Annotated in this window: 18 protein-coding genes; 13 read left to right on the top strand and 5 right to left on the bottom strand. The window is 67.8% G+C overall.

The annotated features are described in order from the left end of the window. Positions 1–130 precede the first annotated feature (130 nt). Positions 131–1,684 carry an MFS transporter gene (locus J7E68_RS04835; RefSeq protein ID WP_215170361.1) on the top strand — a complete coding sequence of 518 codons (1,554 nt, stop codon included), beginning with the start codon at positions 131–133 and terminating at the stop codon, positions 1,682–1,684. Positions 1,685–1,711: 27 nt separating this feature from the next. Here the strand turns inward: J7E68_RS04835 and J7E68_RS04830 are convergent, their stop codons facing one another. After that, positions 1,712–2,287: a MarR family transcriptional regulator gene (locus tag J7E68_RS04830; RefSeq protein ID WP_215170359.1), complete on the bottom strand. Its 576-nt coding sequence runs from the start codon at positions 2,285–2,287 to the stop codon at positions 1,712–1,714. Next, positions 2,287–2,544: a hypothetical protein gene (locus J7E68_RS04825; protein ID WP_215170357.1), complete on the bottom strand. Its 258-nt coding sequence runs from the start codon at positions 2,542–2,544 to the stop codon at positions 2,287–2,289. The genes J7E68_RS04830 and J7E68_RS04825 overlap by 1 nt, the downstream gene beginning before the upstream one ends. Positions 2,545–2,664: 120 nt before the next feature. On the opposite strand from J7E68_RS04825, the gene J7E68_RS04820 reads away from it, so the two are divergent. The 8 genes from J7E68_RS04820 (at position 2,665) to J7E68_RS04785 (ending at position 9,110) form a co-directional block, all read left to right on the top strand. After that, positions 2,665–3,012 (top strand): MarR family transcriptional regulator, encoded by a 348-nt coding sequence (locus J7E68_RS04820; protein WP_215170355.1) that lies wholly within the window; start codon positions 2,665–2,667, stop codon positions 3,010–3,012. Positions 3,013–3,083: 71 nt separating this feature from the next. Then, positions 3,084–3,413 (top strand): hypothetical protein, encoded by a 330-nt coding sequence (locus J7E68_RS04815; RefSeq protein WP_215170353.1) that lies wholly within the window; start codon positions 3,084–3,086, stop codon positions 3,411–3,413. A 3-nt stretch (positions 3,414–3,416) separates the two neighbouring features. Next, positions 3,417–3,725, top strand: a complete 309-nt coding sequence (locus J7E68_RS04810; RefSeq protein ID WP_215170351.1) for a hypothetical protein — start codon at positions 3,417–3,419, stop codon at positions 3,723–3,725. A gap of 73 nt (positions 3,726–3,798) precedes the next feature. Next, positions 3,799–5,022 carry an MFS transporter gene (locus J7E68_RS04805; RefSeq protein ID WP_215170349.1) on the top strand — a complete coding sequence of 408 codons (1,224 nt, stop codon included), beginning with the start codon at positions 3,799–3,801 and terminating at the stop codon, positions 5,020–5,022. Between the two features lie 231 nt (positions 5,023–5,253). Beyond that, positions 5,254–6,561 (top strand): extracellular solute-binding protein, encoded by a 1,308-nt coding sequence (locus J7E68_RS04800; RefSeq protein ID WP_215170347.1) that lies wholly within the window; start codon positions 5,254–5,256, stop codon positions 6,559–6,561. A 71-nt stretch (positions 6,562–6,632) separates the two neighbouring features. Next, positions 6,633–7,505 carry a carbohydrate ABC transporter permease gene (locus J7E68_RS04795; protein WP_215170345.1) on the top strand — a complete coding sequence of 291 codons (873 nt, stop codon included), beginning with the start codon at positions 6,633–6,635 and terminating at the stop codon, positions 7,503–7,505. Beyond that, on the top strand, positions 7,502–8,395 hold the full coding sequence (locus J7E68_RS04790; RefSeq protein ID WP_215170343.1) for a carbohydrate ABC transporter permease: 894 nt from the start codon (positions 7,502–7,504) through the stop codon (positions 8,393–8,395). The genes J7E68_RS04795 and J7E68_RS04790 overlap by 4 nt, the downstream gene beginning before the upstream one ends. Position 8,396: 1 nt before the next feature. Then, entirely contained in the window at positions 8,397–9,110 is a 714-nt protein-coding gene (locus J7E68_RS04785; RefSeq protein WP_215170341.1) for an alpha/beta fold hydrolase, read from the top strand. 124 nt (positions 9,111–9,234) lie between these two features. Here J7E68_RS04785 and J7E68_RS04780 read toward each other — a convergent pair whose 3' ends face one another. From J7E68_RS04780 to hisD, 3 genes are read right to left on the bottom strand one after another with little or no spacing between them, the layout of a single operon-like run. After that, positions 9,235–9,975 carry an aldolase/citrate lyase family protein gene (locus J7E68_RS04780; RefSeq protein ID WP_215170338.1) on the bottom strand — a complete coding sequence of 247 codons (741 nt, stop codon included), beginning with the start codon at positions 9,973–9,975 and terminating at the stop codon, positions 9,235–9,237. Next, on the bottom strand, positions 9,975–10,733 hold the full coding sequence (locus tag J7E68_RS04775; RefSeq protein WP_215170336.1) for an SDR family oxidoreductase: 759 nt from the start codon (positions 10,731–10,733) through the stop codon (positions 9,975–9,977). The genes J7E68_RS04780 and J7E68_RS04775 overlap by 1 nt, the downstream gene beginning before the upstream one ends. After that, a complete protein-coding gene (hisD, locus tag J7E68_RS04770; protein WP_215170334.1) occupies positions 10,730–12,061 on the bottom strand; it encodes a histidinol dehydrogenase in 1,332 nt (443 codons plus the stop codon). The genes J7E68_RS04775 and hisD overlap by 4 nt, the downstream gene beginning before the upstream one ends. Positions 12,062–12,160: 99 nt before the next feature. Between hisD and J7E68_RS04765 the strand changes: the two genes are divergently transcribed. The 4 genes from J7E68_RS04765 (at position 12,161) to J7E68_RS04750 (ending at position 16,363) form a co-directional block, all read left to right on the top strand. Next, complete coding sequence (locus J7E68_RS04765; protein WP_215170332.1) at positions 12,161–13,162, top strand: LacI family DNA-binding transcriptional regulator; 1,002 nt, start codon at positions 12,161–12,163, stop codon at positions 13,160–13,162. 134 nt (positions 13,163–13,296) lie between these two features. Beyond that, complete coding sequence (locus J7E68_RS20270; RefSeq protein ID WP_215170329.1) at positions 13,297–14,277, top strand: ester cyclase; 981 nt, start codon at positions 13,297–13,299, stop codon at positions 14,275–14,277. Positions 14,278–14,307: 30 nt separating this feature from the next. Continuing rightward, positions 14,308–15,477, top strand: coding sequence for a cupin domain-containing protein (locus tag J7E68_RS04755; protein ID WP_215170327.1), 1,170 nt, complete (start codon positions 14,308–14,310; stop codon positions 15,475–15,477). Further along, the gene (locus J7E68_RS04750; RefSeq protein WP_215170324.1) at positions 15,470–16,363 is read left to right on the top strand and encodes a nitrilase-related carbon-nitrogen hydrolase; all 894 of its coding nucleotides are present in this window, start codon (positions 15,470–15,472) and stop codon (positions 16,361–16,363) included. The genes J7E68_RS04755 and J7E68_RS04750 overlap by 8 nt, the downstream gene beginning before the upstream one ends. Positions 16,364–16,527: the final 164 nt, after the last annotated feature.

The following is a 16,527-nucleotide window of genomic DNA, read 5'->3' as shown; positions in this document are numbered from 1 at the left end:
GAACGTCAAGGACGCATTCAACAACTGAGACCGGCAGCACACAGTGCGGGGAGGCGGCGACAGCCGCCTCCCCGCCGTCTGTCCGGCCCGGCCTACGACGCTGAGCGGACCCGAGAGAGAAGATGACGGAATGTCCGATCCATTGAAGACCGAGAACCTCACCCTGTGGCAGCGACTGCTGCGACGCCTGCGACCCGCAGCTGCGGAGCCCCGCAGGCTCACGGTCGACGACGTCACCGTGGTCGACCGGCCGATGCTGCGCCGCGCTGTCGCGGGCACCGTGGTCGGCAACCTCATGGAGTGGTACGACATCGGCGTCTATGGCTACCTCGCGGTGATCATCGGGCGGGCCTTCCTGCCGGATGCCTCGGCAGGCGCCCAGTCGCTGTTCTCGCTCGGCGTCTTCGCGGTGACGTTCGTCGCGCGTCCGCTCGGCGGGGTCGTGCTCGGACAGCTCGGCGATCGCATGGGGCGCCAGAGGGTGCTCGCGTTCACGCTGATCATGATGGCGGCGGCGACCTTCCTCATCGGCGTGCTGCCGGACTTCTCGGTCATCGGGGTCTGGGCGCCCATCCTGCTCATCGTGCTCAAGCTCGCGCAGGGCTTTTCGACCGGCGGCGAGTATGCCGGCGCCACCACATTCATCACCGAGTACGCGCCCGACAAGCGCCGCGGCTTCTACGCCTCGCTGCTCGATCTCGGCTCGTACATGGGCTTCGCCATCGGCGCCGCGTTCGTGTCGATCCTGCAGCTGACGCTGTCGGCCGAGGTCATGCAGGGCTTCGCCTGGCGCATCCCGTTCCTGGTCGCTCTTCCGCTCGGCCTCATCGCCATCTACTTCCGTCTCAAGATCGAAGACACCCCGGCGTTCCAGGAGGCTCAGGATGCCGCCCAGCGCGCGGCCGACGACGCCAAGGAATCCGTCGATGCGCCCAAGGGCGTCCTCGCGCTGATCCGCGCGTACTGGCGCGAGCTGCTGACGGCCTTCGTGCTCGTCGCGGCCGCGAACACCGTCGGCTACGCCCTCACCTCGTACATGCCCACCTACCTCACCGGAACGCTGGGCTACGACGAGGTGCACGGCACCCTGCTCACCCTTCCCGTGCTCGTGGCGATGGCGCTGTGCATCCCGCTCACCGGAAAGCTCTCCGACCGCATCGGGCGCCGAAAGGTGCTGTTCATCGGGTCGGTCTCGGCCATCGTGCTCGCCGTGCCGTCGTTCCTGTTCATGATGCACGGCGAGATCTGGTCGACGCTGCTCGGTCTCGTGCTGCTGGCCTTCCCGGTCACCTTCTACGTCGCGAACCTCGCGTCGTCGCTGCCCGCTCTCTTCCCCACGTCGTCGCGCTACGGCGGCATGGGCATCTCGTACAACCTCGCCGTGGCGCTGTTCGCAGGTACCGCTCCGGTCGTCATGGAGGCGCTGGTGCAGCTCACCGGCTCGTCGCTGGCGCCGGCGTTCTACGTGATCGGCACGTCGATCGCGGGCTTCGTCGCCGTGGTCGTGCTCAAGGAATCGGCGCGCCGGCCTCTGCCCGGTGCGATGCCGAGCGTGCAGACGCACGAAGAGGCCGTCGAGCTGGTCGAGACGCAGGAGGACAACCCCGACCTCGACCTCGACGAGCTCTTCCCCGAGCGCCTCGAGGCCGAGGGGCAGGCTGACGCGCAGACCGACAAGGCCTGAGGCCCGTGCCGGTGTCGGGGTCGTCGGCTACTCGCCGGTCGACTCCGACTCGGACTCGGCCTCGGACGCCTCGTGCGAGCGGATGACGTCTCGCAGCTCCTGGTCGAGGTCCGACGCCTCTTCGATCGCCGAGGTCATGCCGGCGAGGAAGCGCGTGACGACGGCACGCTCCTGGTCGCTCATCTCGTCGACGAGCGCCAGCATCCGCCGGTGCATCGCGCCGAGGGTCTCACGCACCTCGTCGTCGCTGCTCACGGTCGGAACGATCACGCCGGCACGGCGGTCGGTCGGATGCGCTTCGCGGCGGGCGTGACCGCCCTTCTCGAGGCGATCGATCAGGGTGGTGGTGGATGCCGTCGAGATGTCGAGCATGCGGGCGATGTCGATCGGTCGCACGAGGCGTCCCGCGCGCTGCTCGCGCAGCAGGAAGCGCAGGGCCACGAGGTCGGTCTCATTCATGCCCATCGAGACGCGGGTGCGGGCGCGCATCGCGGTCTCCGCCCCGCGGTAGCGGCGGAGCATGTTGAGGACGTCGACGGTGCTGGCACTGTCGGACTCGGGATACCAGTAGCCGGATCGGCTGAATTCCTCGGAGCGCTCCATCACGCCACCTCGCCATCGTCGCTCAGGGTGTCTTCACGTCCGTCGGATTCCACTTCACGTGCGAGCATCTCGATCGCGCCGGATTCGACCTCGGCGGGCACGATCCGCAGGATCCCGCCGGTGATCGCGTCGTGCTCGGCAGCGACGATCTGGTCGAGGCGCCATTCGGGAACGGAGGGGAAGCGCGTTCGCAGACGATCGAGCATGTCGGAGTACGCGATGTATCCGGCATTCTCGAGTGTGAATCGCTCGACCATGTCGTCCCTTTCCCAGGATTCCATCATCTCATCACATCAGAGAGGCTGGTCGCATTGGATTTCACTAGGCAACCTGGTTACCTGTTTCTCAAGTAGCATGGAGGGGTCAGGGGGTGACACATGGCCAGCAGGATCGAGACGAGAACTCAGGCGACCGACCTCGTCGCTCGCGTCGACGAACTCCGTCGCGCCGAAGCACAGTTCGGGCGTCGGCTGGCTGCTGTGCGCGCACCGAACGACACGGATCGCNNGCGTCGACTGCAGGAGCGAGGCCAGATCGTCGTCGCCCCGCACCCGGCCGATGCGCGGTCGAAGGTGCTGCGTCCGTCGCTGCGCGATCTCAACGCCCAGGCCGATGAGCTGACGCAGCGCATCGAGTCGCTCGCCAGCGAGTTCACACCGGAGCAGACCGACGCGATCACGCGGTTCCTGCGACGTCTCACCGAAGAGATCAGCGACCTCCCCTAGGTCGGACTGGGATTTAGCTAGGTAACCTAGTAATCTATTTCTCAAGCGAATACTCGCAGGAGGGAGAGATCATGGGTTACCTGGCCTACGGAAACACTGCAGCATCGATCGAGGTCGACGACGAGGTGCTGACGCACCTGCGACTCGTCACCGTGACCAAGCTGCGGCGCAACGAATCCTTCCCGCTCACGCTCGCCGTCGGCGACGGTATGGCCGAGACGTTGTGGCTGCATGCCTCCATCCCCTTGCGCTTCGCGATCGAAGAAGAGGCCGCCATCGATCGCACCCTCGTGGTCTCGATGATGAACTCCGCGAACTCGGCTGGCGGCCTCGACCTCACCCGCGACGAGTTCGCCCCGGTCATCGCGGGCTCGCGCACCCTGCATGCGATGAGTGCGTGACCCGTGTCCGCCCGAATCAGGAACACCGCGAAGGCGGTGACGAGCGCGCGGGTGCGCGGGGCGTCGCGCCCACGAGGTCTGTGGGTCGAGGTCGATCCGGGGTTCCACGTCGGCAATGACCGCCGCCAGTTCCTCGGCTCCATCACCGGAACGGCGCCGGAGGGCTTCCGCGCCTTCGGACCGCGGTCGGATTTCATCGGCCTCTTCGGCGACCTCGACGCGGCGAAGGCCGCGGTGGTCGCCGCATCCGCCGCGTCGGCCGCAGCCGCACCTGCCGCGTCTGCTTCCGAGGCAGAACCGCTGCTGAGCTGACCCGACCGTCTCTGAGCGCTGACGGTCGCCGGCGATTGCGAGACTGGTCTGCTCGCCCTGTAGCATCGTTGCCATGACTGCTGTCGAATCGATTCGACGCTCGGTTCCCGACCGGGCCACCCGCCGCGCGCGCATCGCCGTCTCGGCGCTGTTCCTCACGAACGGGGCCCTGTTCGCCAACATCCTGCCTCGGTATCCCGAGATCAAGTCCGCGCTCGGGCTCGACAACGTCGGCTACGGGCTCGCGATCGCGGCCTTCCCCGCCGGCGCGATCGCTGCGGGGCTGCTCGCGGCCGTGCTGATCCGTCGCTTCGGCTCGGCGCGCATCGCCGTGATCGGCACCATCGCCACGGGTCTCGGGCTGCTCGCCGCAGCCCTCGCGCCCTCCGGCATCCTCTTCGCGGTCGCGCTGCTGCTCGGCGGAGCCTCCGACGCCATCACCGACGTCGCGCAGAATGCTCACGGGTTGCGCGTGCAGCGGCGCTACGGACGCTCGATCATCAACTCCTTCCACGCCATCTGGTCGATCGGCGCGGTGCTGGGCGGCGGCATGGCGGCGGCGGCCATCGCCCTGCAGCTGCCCCTCGGTGTGCATCTGGGCATCTCGACCGCCGTGTTCGCCGCCGTGGCGTTCACCGCGCTGTGGTTCTGCCTGCCCGGACGCGACGAAGACGAAGATGCCGAGGCGACCGCCGAGCCCGTCGAGCTGCAGGCCGCCGTGCGCCGTGGACTGAGCCCGCGGATCGTGATGGCGCTCATCGCCCTCACCCTCATCGCCATGGCCGGCGCCATCGCCGAGGATGCGGGCAACTCGTGGGCGACGCTCTACCTGAGCGAGTCGCTCGGTGCTGCGGCCGCGATCGCGCCGCTCGGATTCATCGCCCTGGTCGGGGCGCAGTTCATCGGACGCATGCTGGGCGACGGCATGACCGACCGCTTCGGCCAGCGCGCCGTGGCTCGGGTGGGCGGTCTCATCGCCGCGGCCGGCATGACGCTCGCCCTGATCTTCCCGAGCGTTCCGGGAACGATCGCCGGCTTCGCCGCCGTCGGCTTCGGAATCGCGACACTGATCCCCGCCGCCATGCACGCCGCCGACGAGCTGCCCGGGCTGCGCCGCGGCGCCGGACTCACGATCGTGTCGTGGCTGCTGCGACTCGGCTTCCTGCTCTCGCCGCCGTTCGTCGGCTTCATCGCCGACACCGAGAGTCTGCGGGCCGGGTTGATCGTGGCGCCCGCCGCCGCGCTGGTGGCGGTGCTGCTCGCCGGCGTGCTCGAGAAGCGCAAGCCTCGGGCGTAGCGCGCTCCGGGCATCCGACAGGCACGGAGTGACGCACTGCACGCCGCGATCCGGTGCGATCCGGGCGGTCGACCGGCGGCGATCAAGGAGATCGTCGAAGGCCTCTAGAGTGGTGCGGAGGGCGTCTCGCGGCACCAGCGCGCGGATTTCGGCAGTATACGTATTCAGCACCGAAAGTTTCCGGGAATGTAGGCTTCCCTAAGTCCGTTGCATACGTATACCATCAGCGTCATGGGACACATCAAGCATCGGGCACTGCCGGTACTCGCCCTCGCAGCAGTGGGCATGGTCGCCCTCTCCAGCTGCGGCGCCGGGACCCGCACCGACAACGACAACGCGACAACGGTGTCGTGCGACTACACCGCTCCAGAGGGCAAGACCACGGTCAACGTCCTCGCCTACAACTCCTCCGCCATCGACCCCTTCACCGACACCATGGTCTCGAGCTGTTCGACCGACGATGTCACACTGAAGCACGACCCGATCGACTTCGGGGGGCAGGTGACCAAGACCACCGCCACGCTCGCAGGAGACTCCGGCACCTACGACATCCTCGAGACCTACGGATTCGTCATCCCCGGCTTCGGCGAGGAGGAGAAGCTCATCCCGCTGAACGACCTGTGGGACAAGTACGCCGACGACTACGGCCTCGACGAGATCAGCGAGTCGATGGTCGAGGGCATGTCGTACGACGGCGACATCTACGCCATCCCGATGCAGGCTCAGATGTACGTCATGGCGTACCGCACCGATGTCTTCGACGACCTCGGCCTCGAGGTGCCGACCACGTTCGACGAGATGATCACCGCCGCAGACGCGATCAAGGCCGAAGGCCTCATGGACTACCCGATCGCGCTGCCGTGGCTCGCGACCGCCGACGTCACCACCGGGTTCGAGGCGGCGATGAACTCCCTCGGAGCCGACTTCGTCAGCGCAGACGGAGAGGTCACTCTCGACAGTCCCGAGGCGAAGGAAGCGCTCGAGGCCATGCTCGCGCTCAAGCCGTACATGGACCCGCAGGTCACGACCTTCGACCAGCCCAAGGTGCAGCAGCAGATGTTCAACGGCACCGCCGCGATGTCCATCATGTTCTCCGGGCGCATGTTCGACCTGACGCTGCCCGAGAACTCGAAGCTGTCGGACTCGTTCGGGTTCGCCGGTGCTCCCAAGGTCTCCGATGAGGCCGAGTACTCGTACAACCGACTGTCGATCGACGGGTGGTCGATCCCCTTCAACACGAAGCTCGACCACGACATGCTCTTCCAGATGATGGCCTCGGCCGTCAGCGAAGACGCGTCGAAGGCATCGGTCCCGGCCGCATACCCCGCACGCGAGGGAATGGTCACCGAAGAGAACTCGCCGTACGGCGCAGCCGCGAACGACTCCATCGCCAGCGCGATGCCGCCGATCGTGTCGCCGATCATCGCCGACATCACCAACGAGATCCGACCCACCCTGGTCTCGATCCTCAACGGCCAGATCTCGGTCGACGAGGGACTCGCCCAGATGCAGGCCGCAGGCGAGAAGATCGCCGGCTGACCGACACCCGACGTCCATGACTGTGGCCTGAGCGCGAGTTCAGGCCACAGTCCGTCCAAGGAAGGACGCTCATGAAGGCACGCGAGTTCTGGCTGCTCTTCTTCCCGAGCCTGCTGGTGATGGGCGCACTGCTCGTGCTCCCGCTGGTGCGCACGGTGCAGTGGAGCTTCGAACAGGTCCGCTACGGCACCCCCGGCACTTTCGTCGGGCTCGAGAATTTCACCGACGCTCTCACCGATCCGCGCTTCCACAAGGCGGTCCTCTTCACTGTCGCGGTGACCGTCGTCACCACGGTCATCCTGCTGGTGGCCGGATACATCATCGCCACCGGCATCAACCGCATCACCACGTCGCGCCCGCTGGTGCTCGGCATCATGCTGGTGTCGTACGTGCTGCCGAACCTCGTCGGCGCGGTCGCGTTCTCATGGCTGTTCGACGACAACTTCGGCGGGGTGGTCAACCGCCTCATCTCGTTCTTCGGCGGCACGCAGGTGCTCTGGTTCACCGACCAGGTGCCCAACGCCGCCCTCGTCATCGCCAACACGGTCTGGCACATGCTGCCGTTCGCGATGCTGATCATCCTGGCAGGTCTGCAGGGAGTGCCGAACGAGCTGAAGGAGGCCGCCAAGATCGACGGCGCCAACGGCTTCCAGACGCACATCAGCGTCATCATCCCGACTATCCGCGGCGTGCTCGGCTTCGTCACGCTGATCACGATCATGGACGTGCTGCGCATGTTCGACAACCTGATCCCGCTCTCGCCGCAGGCGCAGAACATCGGGAACGAGTCGATCATGCTGTACGTCTACTCGGTCGCCTTCGCCGACGGCGCCGAGAACCTCGGCCTCGGAAGCGCGATCAACGTCCTCACCATCATCCTGATCCTCATCATGCTGATCCCCTTCATCCGGGGCATCTTCAAGGAAGCGAAGGCAGAACGATGAGTCTCACCACCTCCGAGCTGTCCACGAGAGCGATCATCACGAGCGGCGCCTCGAAGCGCAAGCGCCGCGGCCCCCGCCGCCCGCCGGTCGTCACAGGGCTCCTCCTCGCGATCCTCTGCGTCGTGATGCTGAGCCCGTTCATCTGGATGACGCTGTCGGTGACCAAGCCCACCGACGTCGCCTTCGCCAACCCGCCCGTGCTCTGGGACTACCAGCCGACGCTGCAGGCATTCGTCGATCTGTGGGAGACCACGTACTTCGCGGACTACCTCATCAACACCCTCGTGGTGGCCGTGGTCTCGACCGTGATCGCCCTCGCGATCGGCATTCCGGCGGCATACGCGCTGTCTCGATTCCCGAGCTACGTCTCGGCCCTGCTGCTGGTGCTCGCACTGATCTTCCGGGCGCTGCCCCGCTTCGCGGTGGTGCTGCCCATGTATGACATCAGCCGCGCGCTCGGCATCTACGACACCACTTTCGCGCTCGCGATCGCCCTCGTCGCCATCAATCAGCCGTTCACGATCTGGCTGCTGCGCAACTTCTTCGCCGAGATCCCGAGAGAACTCGACGAGGCGGCGATGATCGACGGCTGCACCAGGATCGGGATGCTGCGCAGGGTCATGATCCCGCTGATGGGCCCCGGCATCCTGACCGCCGGCATCTTCGTCTTCCTGTTCGCGTTCCAGGAATACCTGACGGCGCTGGTGCTGACAGACACGTCGTCGAAGACCGTGCCCGTGTTCATCGCGACGCAGCTCGGCCAGACGCTGCCGATGCTGCAACAGGCGGGAGCGGCGTCCATGCTGCTCACCATCCCGGTGTTCGTGATCGCGTTCATCGCGCAGAAATACCTCGTCGCCGGCCTCAGCGACGGCGCAGTGAAGGGCTGACGTGCCTGCCGCGGCGTCGCCGCTGGTGCTGCTCGCCGGCCTGAACTGCACCGCTGACCTGTGGGCCGACGACGTACTCGACGGGGCGATCCGGCCGCTGCTGGATCGCCCCTCCATCGCAGATCAGATCTCGGCGCTGCTCACCGATCTGCCCGACCGGTTCGTGCTCGTCGGGCACTCCCTCGGCGGCATCGTCGGCATGGCGCTCGCACTCGCGGCCCCCGAGAGAGTGGCGGGGCTGTGCCTGGTGTCGACGAACGCGAAAGAGCCGACCGACGTGCAGCGAGACGGATGGCGAGGGTGGCTGACCCGGCTGGACGCCGGGGCGTCGCCGCGTGACCTGCAGCAGAGCATCCTCGCCCCGCTTCTCGGCGAGGCGCCCGCACGCGATCGGCCGGATCTGGTCGACCGGGTGCTGCGCATGGGCGATGACACGGGGGCGGAGCGATTGCGCGCTCAGTTGCGGATGCAGCTCACGCGCACCGACCTGCTGGCCCGACTGCCCGAGCTGTCGATTCCGGCGCTGGTGGTCTCGGGGCTCGACGACGCGATCTGTCCGCCGCACTTCCACACCGAGATCGTGTCGGCGATGCCCGACGCGCGGCTCGTATCGCTCGACGCCGGACACCTGCTGCCACTCGAGCGGCCGCGGGAGTTCGGGCGTCTCGTGCGGTCGTGGATGTCGCAGCAGCGACTGGCCGGGGTCGTTGCCTGACGCGGACTTGAACGCGGGCTCTTGAACGCGGGCGCGCCGAGCTGAGCGGCGTCGCCGAGCTGAGCGGCGTCGCCGAGCTCGGGGATGCTGGCGGGAGGGGTGCCGAGGCAGGGGGCCGTGCGGATCAGCGCTCGGGTGCCGCCAGGCCGCGCAGATGCGCTATGAGTGACGACGCGAGGTTGTAGACCACGAGGTCGGCCCCGTCGGCGAAGGCCCCGCTCGCCGCATCCCGCGTGCCGACGATGTCCATGCGCAGCGAGCCTGCTCGAGCCAGGGCGTCATGCACCGCGGCTATCGACTCCGGCACGGGCGGATCGTCGGGGCCGGAGCTCGCGGCGAGATCGGCGGGGCCGACCATGATGCCGTCGAGTCGTGAGGTCGTGACGATCGCATCGACGCTCGCGACTCCGCCGGGCGACTCGATCATTCCCAGTACGAGGGTGTTCTCGAGCCACCAGTCGCGGTGGTCGGCGGGGTCGACGAGGCCGAAGCGTCCTGACCGGCTGTATGTCGCGAAGCCGCGGGTGCCGACCGGCGGGTACATCGCGCCATCGACCAGTGCCGCAGCATCCTCTGCCGTATCGAGGTGGGGCGCGAGGATTCCCTCTGCGCCCTGGTCGAGCACGCGCAGGATCTGACCACGATCGCCCTCGCCCACCCGCACGATCACGGGCACGCCGTGCACCTGGGCGAGCGCCATGTGCTGGCGCAGGGCGACCAGATCGGCCGGTCCGTGCTCGCAGTCGATCAGGATGAAGTCGAATTCGGCGACTGCGAGCATCTCGACGAGCTCTTCCGACGGCATCCGCAGCAGAGCGCCGATCAGCTTCTCGCCCGCCCGAGCTCTGGCGCGGAGCGACGTCATCACGCCACCATCCCGGCCGAGAGGTCTATGTCGGCGCCGCACATGCCCGGCATCGCGAGCATGGCGATGACGGCCGAGCCGACCTCCTCCTCCGTGACCATGCGCCCGAGCGCGGCACGAGAGACGAACGCCCGCTCGGCGTCGTCGATGCTCGTTCCCGATCTCTCGGCTTCGAGGCGGAAGTTGCGCGCCATCCGGGGGCCCTGCACGGGGCCGGGAGACAGCGAATTCACCCGCACTCCGGCGGGGCCGACCTCGAACGCGAGGGTCGATGTCAGCCCGATCACGGCCATCTTCGACGCGCAGTAGGGCGTCCGATGCGCGAGGGGACGCTTGCCCGACACGGATGCCACGTTGATGACGTCGCCGTCGCCGCGCTCGACCATCCCGGGAAGCAGCGCCCTGCAGAGCAGGAAGGTGCCACGCACGTTCACGGCGAACACCTCGTCCCACTCGGCGGCACCGATGTCGGTGAGAGCGGCGACCGGGCCGGGAATGCCGGCGTTGTTCACGAGGATCGAGACCTCGGTGCCCGTCAGCTGCTCTCGCAGCGACTCGACGGATGCCTCATCCGACACGTCGCAGGCGAGTCCGCGCGCGCGCGAGCCGAGGTCGGCGACGACGGCATCGAGCTTCTGCGCGTCGCGCCCGACCACCACCACCTGCGCACCGGCGGCGTGCAGCGCCCGAGCGATGGCCGCCCCGAGCCCGCTGCCGCCGCCGGTGATCACTGCGGTGCGACCGCTGAGGTCGGTCATCGCGCCTCCGCGCCGACCGCCGCGTGGCTCTCGTCGATCCAGGCGAACTCGGTGCCGGCGTGGCGCCAGGCGCGAGCGTCTCCCGAGCGGGCGTGGCCCTCGAACAGCTCGACACGGGCGGCGCGCCCGCACACTGCGCCGAGCTCGGCCGACGACTCGGTGTTCTGGATCTCCTGATACGTCACGGTGCGCAGGTACTTGCCGACCCACAGTCCGCCCGTGTACCGCGCGGCGCCGAGAGTCGGCAGCACGTGGTTCGTGCCGATCACCTTGTCGCCGTACGAGACGCAGGTGTTCTCGCCGAGGAAGAGCGCCCCGTAGTCATGCATCCTCGTCAGCGCCTCGCGCGGGTTCTGCGTGAAGATCTGCACGTGCTCGAAGGCGAAGTCGTCGGCGATCCGGTAGGCCTCGTCGAGATCGTCGGCGACGATCACCTGACCCCAGTCGCGCCAGGCGGGTGCTGCGTAGTCGCGGGTCGGCATGCCGGGAAGGATCTTCTCGATCCAGTCGATGACCTCTTCCGCGAGCGCCTGCGACGTGGTCACGAGCACGGCGGGGGAGTCGGGGCCGTGCTCGGCCTGCGAGAGCAGGTCGACGGCGGTGAAGAACGGGTCGGCGTGCTCGTCGGCGACGATGAGGATCTCGGTGGGGCCGGCGAAGAGGTCGATGCCCACCTCGCCGAACAGCTGGCGCTTGGCTTCGGCGACGTAGGCGTTGCCGGGGCCGGCGATCATGTTCACCGGCTTGATCGAGTCGGTGCCGACCGCCATCGCGGCCACGGCCTGCACTCCGCCGAGGATGTAGATCTCGTCGGCGCCCGCCATCTTCATCGCCGCCACGGTCGCTGCGGGGATCTCACCGCGGATGGGCGGAGTGCAGGCGACCACGCGGGGCACGCCGGCCACCTTCGCGGTGATGATCGTCATGTGAGCGGATGCCGTCAGCGGGTACTTGCCGCCGGGGATGTAGGCGCCTGCGGCCTGCACCGGCACGTGCTTCTGGCCGAGGAAGACCCCGGGCAGCGTCTCGACCTCGATGTCGACGAGCGAGTCGCGCTGCGCCTGAGCGAACCGCCGCACCTGGTTCTGAACGAACTCGATGTCGGTGATCACCTGCGCGTCGAGGGTGCCGATGATATCGGCGATCTCGTCGTCCGAGAGCCGGTACGAGTCGCGGCTCCAGTTGTCGAACTGCTCGGCGTAGCGCCGCACGGCGGTGTCGCCGTTCTCGCGGATGTCGCCGATGATCCCCCTCACGCGCTCGGCGACGTCCTGCTGGGCGGTGTCCGCGAACGTCTTCGTCGGCGCGGTCTTCAGATGCAGGGGCATGGCCCTTCCTTCCGTTGCATACGTATGTGCTGATTATGACCGCGTATGCATTCTGGCGTCAAGGGCACTAGAATCCTGGAATCGAGGGGGAGGCGTCAGATGGTCGTCACGAGTCGTGATGTGGCCCGGTTGGCGGGGGTCTCTCAGCCGACGGTGTCTCGCGCCCTGCGCGACGACGCCCGCGTGTCCGAGGCGACCAAGCTGCGAGTCCGCGAAGCGGCGCAGCTGCTGGGCTATGTGCCGAGCGAGGCCGGCCGTGCACTGTCCTCCGGCCGCACGCGGCGCATCGGGCTGCTGCTCACCGATCTCGACAACCAGTTCTACTCGCACATCATCGCGCCGGTGCACCGCGAGCTCGAAGCGCTGGGCTACCAGCTGATGCTGCACACCGAGTCGGCCGACAACGACACGATCGTCGAGCGTCTGCTGGCAAACGGCCTCGACGGGGTGATCCTCGCGACCACCACCGTCGACTCGGTGGCCCCGCTGCGCCTGAAGGACCGCGGTCTGCCCTTCGTGTACTTCAACCGCACCGGCTCGTTCGTCGAGGCGGATGCCACGGTCGTCGACCCCGCTCCCGGGTATCGAGAGGCCGTTCGGCGAGCTGTCGAGCTGGGCCACAAGCGGGTCGGCGCAGTGCTCGGTCCGAGCAACACCAGCACGGCGCAGAGCCGTGAGGCGGCGCTCCGTGAAGCGCTGGTCGCCGAGGGGATGTCGCTGAGCGAGGGCGACGTCCGGCGCGTGCCCTACGGCGCCGCCGAGGGTGAGGTCGCAGCGGCCGAGATCCTCGCCGCCGACGACCGCCCCACGCTGCTGTTCTGCGGCAATGACGTGGTCGCGTACGGGGCGCTCAACGCCGCCCACCGCGCGGGGCTGCGGGTGCCGGAAGACCTGTCGATCCTCGGGTTCGACGACCTTCCCGAGGCGGCCTGGCCGATCATCGATCTGGCGACCATCGGCTATGACATCGCGGGCATGGCGCGCGCCGCGGCCGATCTCATCGTGCGCCGCATCGAGGATCCCGCTGCCGAACTCGAGAACACCCGGTTCGAGTCCGTGTTCGTCTCCCGCAGCACTCTCGCGCGCGCGCACGCCGGCTGACCCGCCTCGCGGCGATGATCACCGTGTGCGCAAGATCGTCTCTTGCGTCCGTTTGTGCATACGCATACACTGGCGAAGACGAAGCCAGCGATCACCGATGAACCGCAGCTTCGCATCTCGAAGGAGTGAAAAGCGTGTCTCTCGACCCGGTTGCTTACCTGCCGTACAAAGACCCCGACGACTTCATCCGTGAGGTCACCGATCTGATCTGGGTCGATCGGTCGATCAGCTTCATCCGTGAAAACTACGAGCCCGACTCGATCGTGCACGGCGCCTACGGCACCTCGACCACGCGTCAGGAGGTCATCGAGGGAACGCTCATGCGCATCTCGGCGACCCCCGACCGCACGGGTCAGGCCGAAGACGTGATCTGGGAGGCGCGCGGAGACGATGCGTTCCTCAGCTCGCACCTCGTGCTCTCGGGCCATCTGCAGACGTCATCCCACAGCCGCACGATCGCCAACTGCCTCTACCGCAAGGGCCGCATGGTCGAGGAGTGGGTCGTGCGCGACTCTCTCGCGGGGGCTCTCGAGCGGGGCGACGACCTCGACGAGCTGGCTCGGGCGCAGGCCTTCCGCGGCTACTCGGGGTCGTGGCTCGAGGCGGCACCCGCCGACCCCATCGCGAAGGGCGACTCGGGCGTGCGTCCCGACGACTATCGCTCCGAGGTCGAGACCGTGATCGACATGATCCAGACGGTCTGGAACGAGCGCGACCTGCAGAAGGTCGAGAAGTTCTTCCACCGCGACCTCGTGCTGCTCACGGTCGGCAACCGCGTCGTCATCCGCCCCGAGGGCTACCGTCGGGCGCTGCTGCGTTTCCTCGAGTCCTTCCCCGCCGGGCAGTTCGAGATCCGCGACATCCAGACCAACTACGACGTGCGCTATGCCGGCCTGCGGGTCGCCGTCACGTGGAAGTTCGTGGGCGACTACAACGGCGTCCCGAACTACGGCAGCCTCACCGGTTCTCCGGTCGACCTGATCGGCATCTCGCAGTTCACGTTCCACCAGGGGGCCCTCGTCAAAGAGGTGCGCCTGTGGGACGACATCGCGCTGCGTGCCCAGATCGCGGGCAGCCGCGGCGATGAGCCCGCGGCCTTCAGCAACATCTACTGATCAGCGACTGATCGACTAGGAGAAGAAGAAATGAGCAACGCCATCGTCGACCAGGTCGACGTCATCGTCGATGCAGACGAGATCGCACGCCGCACCATCCGCCGCACGGACTGGGTACCTTGCAACTCGGCCTTCATCGACTGTCGCACCCCGGGTTCTGACCGCAAGGAGAACTACTCGTTCATCGGGGCGGGTGTCTCGCAGAATGCCAGCCAGCACGTGAACCTCGAGGTGAAGCACGGCTTCAACACCGGTGCCGCCGGCATGCCCAACGGCATCTCGAACAACCTGCACCTGCACTTCACCGCCGAGGTCTTCATCAACCTCGGGGGCGAGTTCCGACTCCGCTGGGGCGTCGACGGCACGCAGGGCGAGTACATCAGCCACGACGGCGACATCGTGACGATCCCCACCTGGATCTTCCGCGGCTTCACCAACGAGGGCCCGGATGACGGCATCCTCTACACGGTGCTCGGCCGCGACGACAACGGCGGCATCATCTGGGGCCCGTCGGTGCTTCGTGAGGCCGAGTCGTACGGGCTGCACCTCACAGCCGACAACAAGCTCATCGACACCGTCGCGGGTGACGTTCTGCCCGACGACGTGCCGCTGATCACGCCGATGAAGCAGCACTACATCGACGAGCTGACGACCTACACGCTCGACGACATGCGCTCGCGAGTGATCCAGCCGGGCGACCGGAAGTACTCGTCGGCGGCGCTGCTGTGCGCAGCGGTCGACGGCGGCCACGTCGAGCTCGCCACCGCCATCGGCTACGGCATGAGCGAGAACCGTCGTCAGGTGCCGAACGTGACCGAGCCCCACTCGTTCAACCTCGCGTGGGTGCGCGCCGAAGCAGGCCAGGGCGTGCTGCGCCACCGCCATGACAAGACGCAGGCGCTGCTGTTCAAGACCGGTCGCTGGGAGGTCACCCTCAACGGCGACCCGTCGACCACGGTCACACTCGGCGCGGGCGACACGTTCTCGGTGCCCGAGGGCAGCTGGCGCTCCTACGTCTGCGTCGAAGGTGACGAGACCGGCACCGGAACCGTGCTCGTGATCAACGGCGGCGATGACCGCGTCTACCTCGAATGGGCCCCCGAGGTCATCGAGGCCGCTGCCGCCGCCGACTGGACCATCGACCCCAACGGCTACCTGGCCCCGCTCGGAGTGATGGTCACCGCCACCGAAGATGACTGAGACCACAGGGGCGCGAGGGGCTTCCGGCTCCTCGCGCCCCGGCGTCTCGGCCGTCGGCGTATCCGCCCCGAGTCTCGGGTCTGCGGATGCCGTCACGCTGCGCGTCGCGGCGCTGTCACCCGAGATCGTGATCGGCGACGTCGAGGGCAACCTCGACCGCATCCGCTCGGCGATCTCGGCGGCCGCCCGGCGTGAGGTGCAGCTGATCGTGCTGCCGGAGCTCGCCACGAGCGGCTATGTGTTCGCCGATCCGGAGGAGGCGCGCGCAGCGGCGCTGGCTGCCGACGACCCTCGATGGGCTTCGCTGCAGGAGGCGATCCCCGCGGATGCCGTGGCCGTGGTCGGCTATGCGGAGCGCGACGGCGAGCTTCTCTTCAACACCGCCGCCGTGCTCACCCGCGATCGGCGTCTCGCCGACTATCGCAAGTCTCATCTGTGGGGCACCGAGAAGCTGGTGTTCGACACCGGTTCTCAGGCCGGAGTCGTGGTCGATGCCCCGTTCGGTCGCCTCGGTGTGGCCCTCTGCTACGACAACGAGTTCCCCGAGGTGCCGCGGCGGCTCGCGCTCGCCGGCGCCGATGTGCTCGCGCTGCCCGTCAACTGGCCGCTCGTTGCTCGACCTGAGGGTGAGCACGCTCCCGAGCTGATCCAGGCGATGGCGACGGCCCGATCGTCGAGGCTGCCCGTCGTGATCGCCGACCGATGGGGATCCGAGCGCGGGGTCGACTGGACAGACGGCACGGCCGTCATCGACGAGCAGGGCTGGATCGTCGCGTTCCGCGCCGTGATGGGGGCGACCGCCGTGCTGTCGCTCGACGCCGCCCGCAGCAAGGCGCTGCCCCCGCACAACGACCTGTTCGCCGACCGTCGGGTCGACCTGTACTGAGGGGAAGTGACGTCCTGATCCGTGCCGGATGCAGGACCTGAGCACGGATGCAGGGCCGGATCCTGTGCTGGTCGTGTCCTGATCCGTGCCGGCTGCAGGACCTGAGCACGGATGCAGGGCCGGATCGCCGATCTGGCCCTGCATCCGTGCTTTCGTCCTGCAGA

The organism is Microbacterium sp. ISL-103 (genome assembly GCF_018613995.1).
GTDB lineage: Bacteria > Actinomycetota > Actinomycetes > Actinomycetales > Microbacteriaceae > Microbacterium.
This window is presented reverse-complemented; position numbering and strand designations above follow the sequence as displayed.

Excerpts from the sequence above, each read along its gene's own strand:
- J7E68_RS04765 (WP_215170332.1), top strand. The coding sequence starts at position 12,161 with ATGGTCGTCACGAGTCGTGATGTGGCCCGGTTGGCGGGGGTCTCTCAG.
- J7E68_RS04750 (WP_215170324.1), top strand. The coding sequence starts at position 15,470 with ATGACTGAGACCACAGGGGCGCGAGGGGCTTCCGGCTCCTCGCGCCCC.
- J7E68_RS04825 (WP_215170357.1), bottom strand. The coding sequence starts at position 2,544 with ATGGTCGAGCGATTCACACTCGAGAATGCCGGATACATCGCGTACTCC.
- J7E68_RS04815 (WP_215170353.1), top strand. The coding sequence starts at position 3,084 with ATGGGTTACCTGGCCTACGGAAACACTGCAGCATCGATCGAGGTCGAC.
- hisD (WP_215170334.1), bottom strand. The coding sequence starts at position 12,061 with ATGCCCCTGCATCTGAAGACCGCGCCGACGAAGACGTTCGCGGACACC.
- J7E68_RS04795 (WP_215170345.1), top strand. The coding sequence starts at position 6,633 with ATGAAGGCACGCGAGTTCTGGCTGCTCTTCTTCCCGAGCCTGCTGGTG.
- J7E68_RS04775 (WP_215170336.1), bottom strand. The coding sequence starts at position 10,733 with ATGACCGACCTCAGCGGTCGCACCGCAGTGATCACCGGCGGCGGCAGC.
- J7E68_RS04835 (WP_215170361.1), top strand. The coding sequence starts at position 131 with ATGTCCGATCCATTGAAGACCGAGAACCTCACCCTGTGGCAGCGACTG.
- J7E68_RS04780 (WP_215170338.1), bottom strand. The coding sequence starts at position 9,975 with ATGACGTCGCTCCGCGCCAGAGCTCGGGCGGGCGAGAAGCTGATCGGC.
- J7E68_RS04755 (WP_215170327.1), top strand. The coding sequence starts at position 14,308 with ATGAGCAACGCCATCGTCGACCAGGTCGACGTCATCGTCGATGCAGAC.
- J7E68_RS04805 (WP_215170349.1), top strand. The coding sequence starts at position 3,799 with ATGACTGCTGTCGAATCGATTCGACGCTCGGTTCCCGACCGGGCCACC.
- J7E68_RS04790 (WP_215170343.1), top strand. The coding sequence starts at position 7,502 with ATGAGTCTCACCACCTCCGAGCTGTCCACGAGAGCGATCATCACGAGC.
- J7E68_RS04800 (WP_215170347.1), top strand. The coding sequence starts at position 5,254 with ATGGGACACATCAAGCATCGGGCACTGCCGGTACTCGCCCTCGCAGCA.
- J7E68_RS04830 (WP_215170359.1), bottom strand. The coding sequence starts at position 2,287 with ATGGAGCGCTCCGAGGAATTCAGCCGATCCGGCTACTGGTATCCCGAG.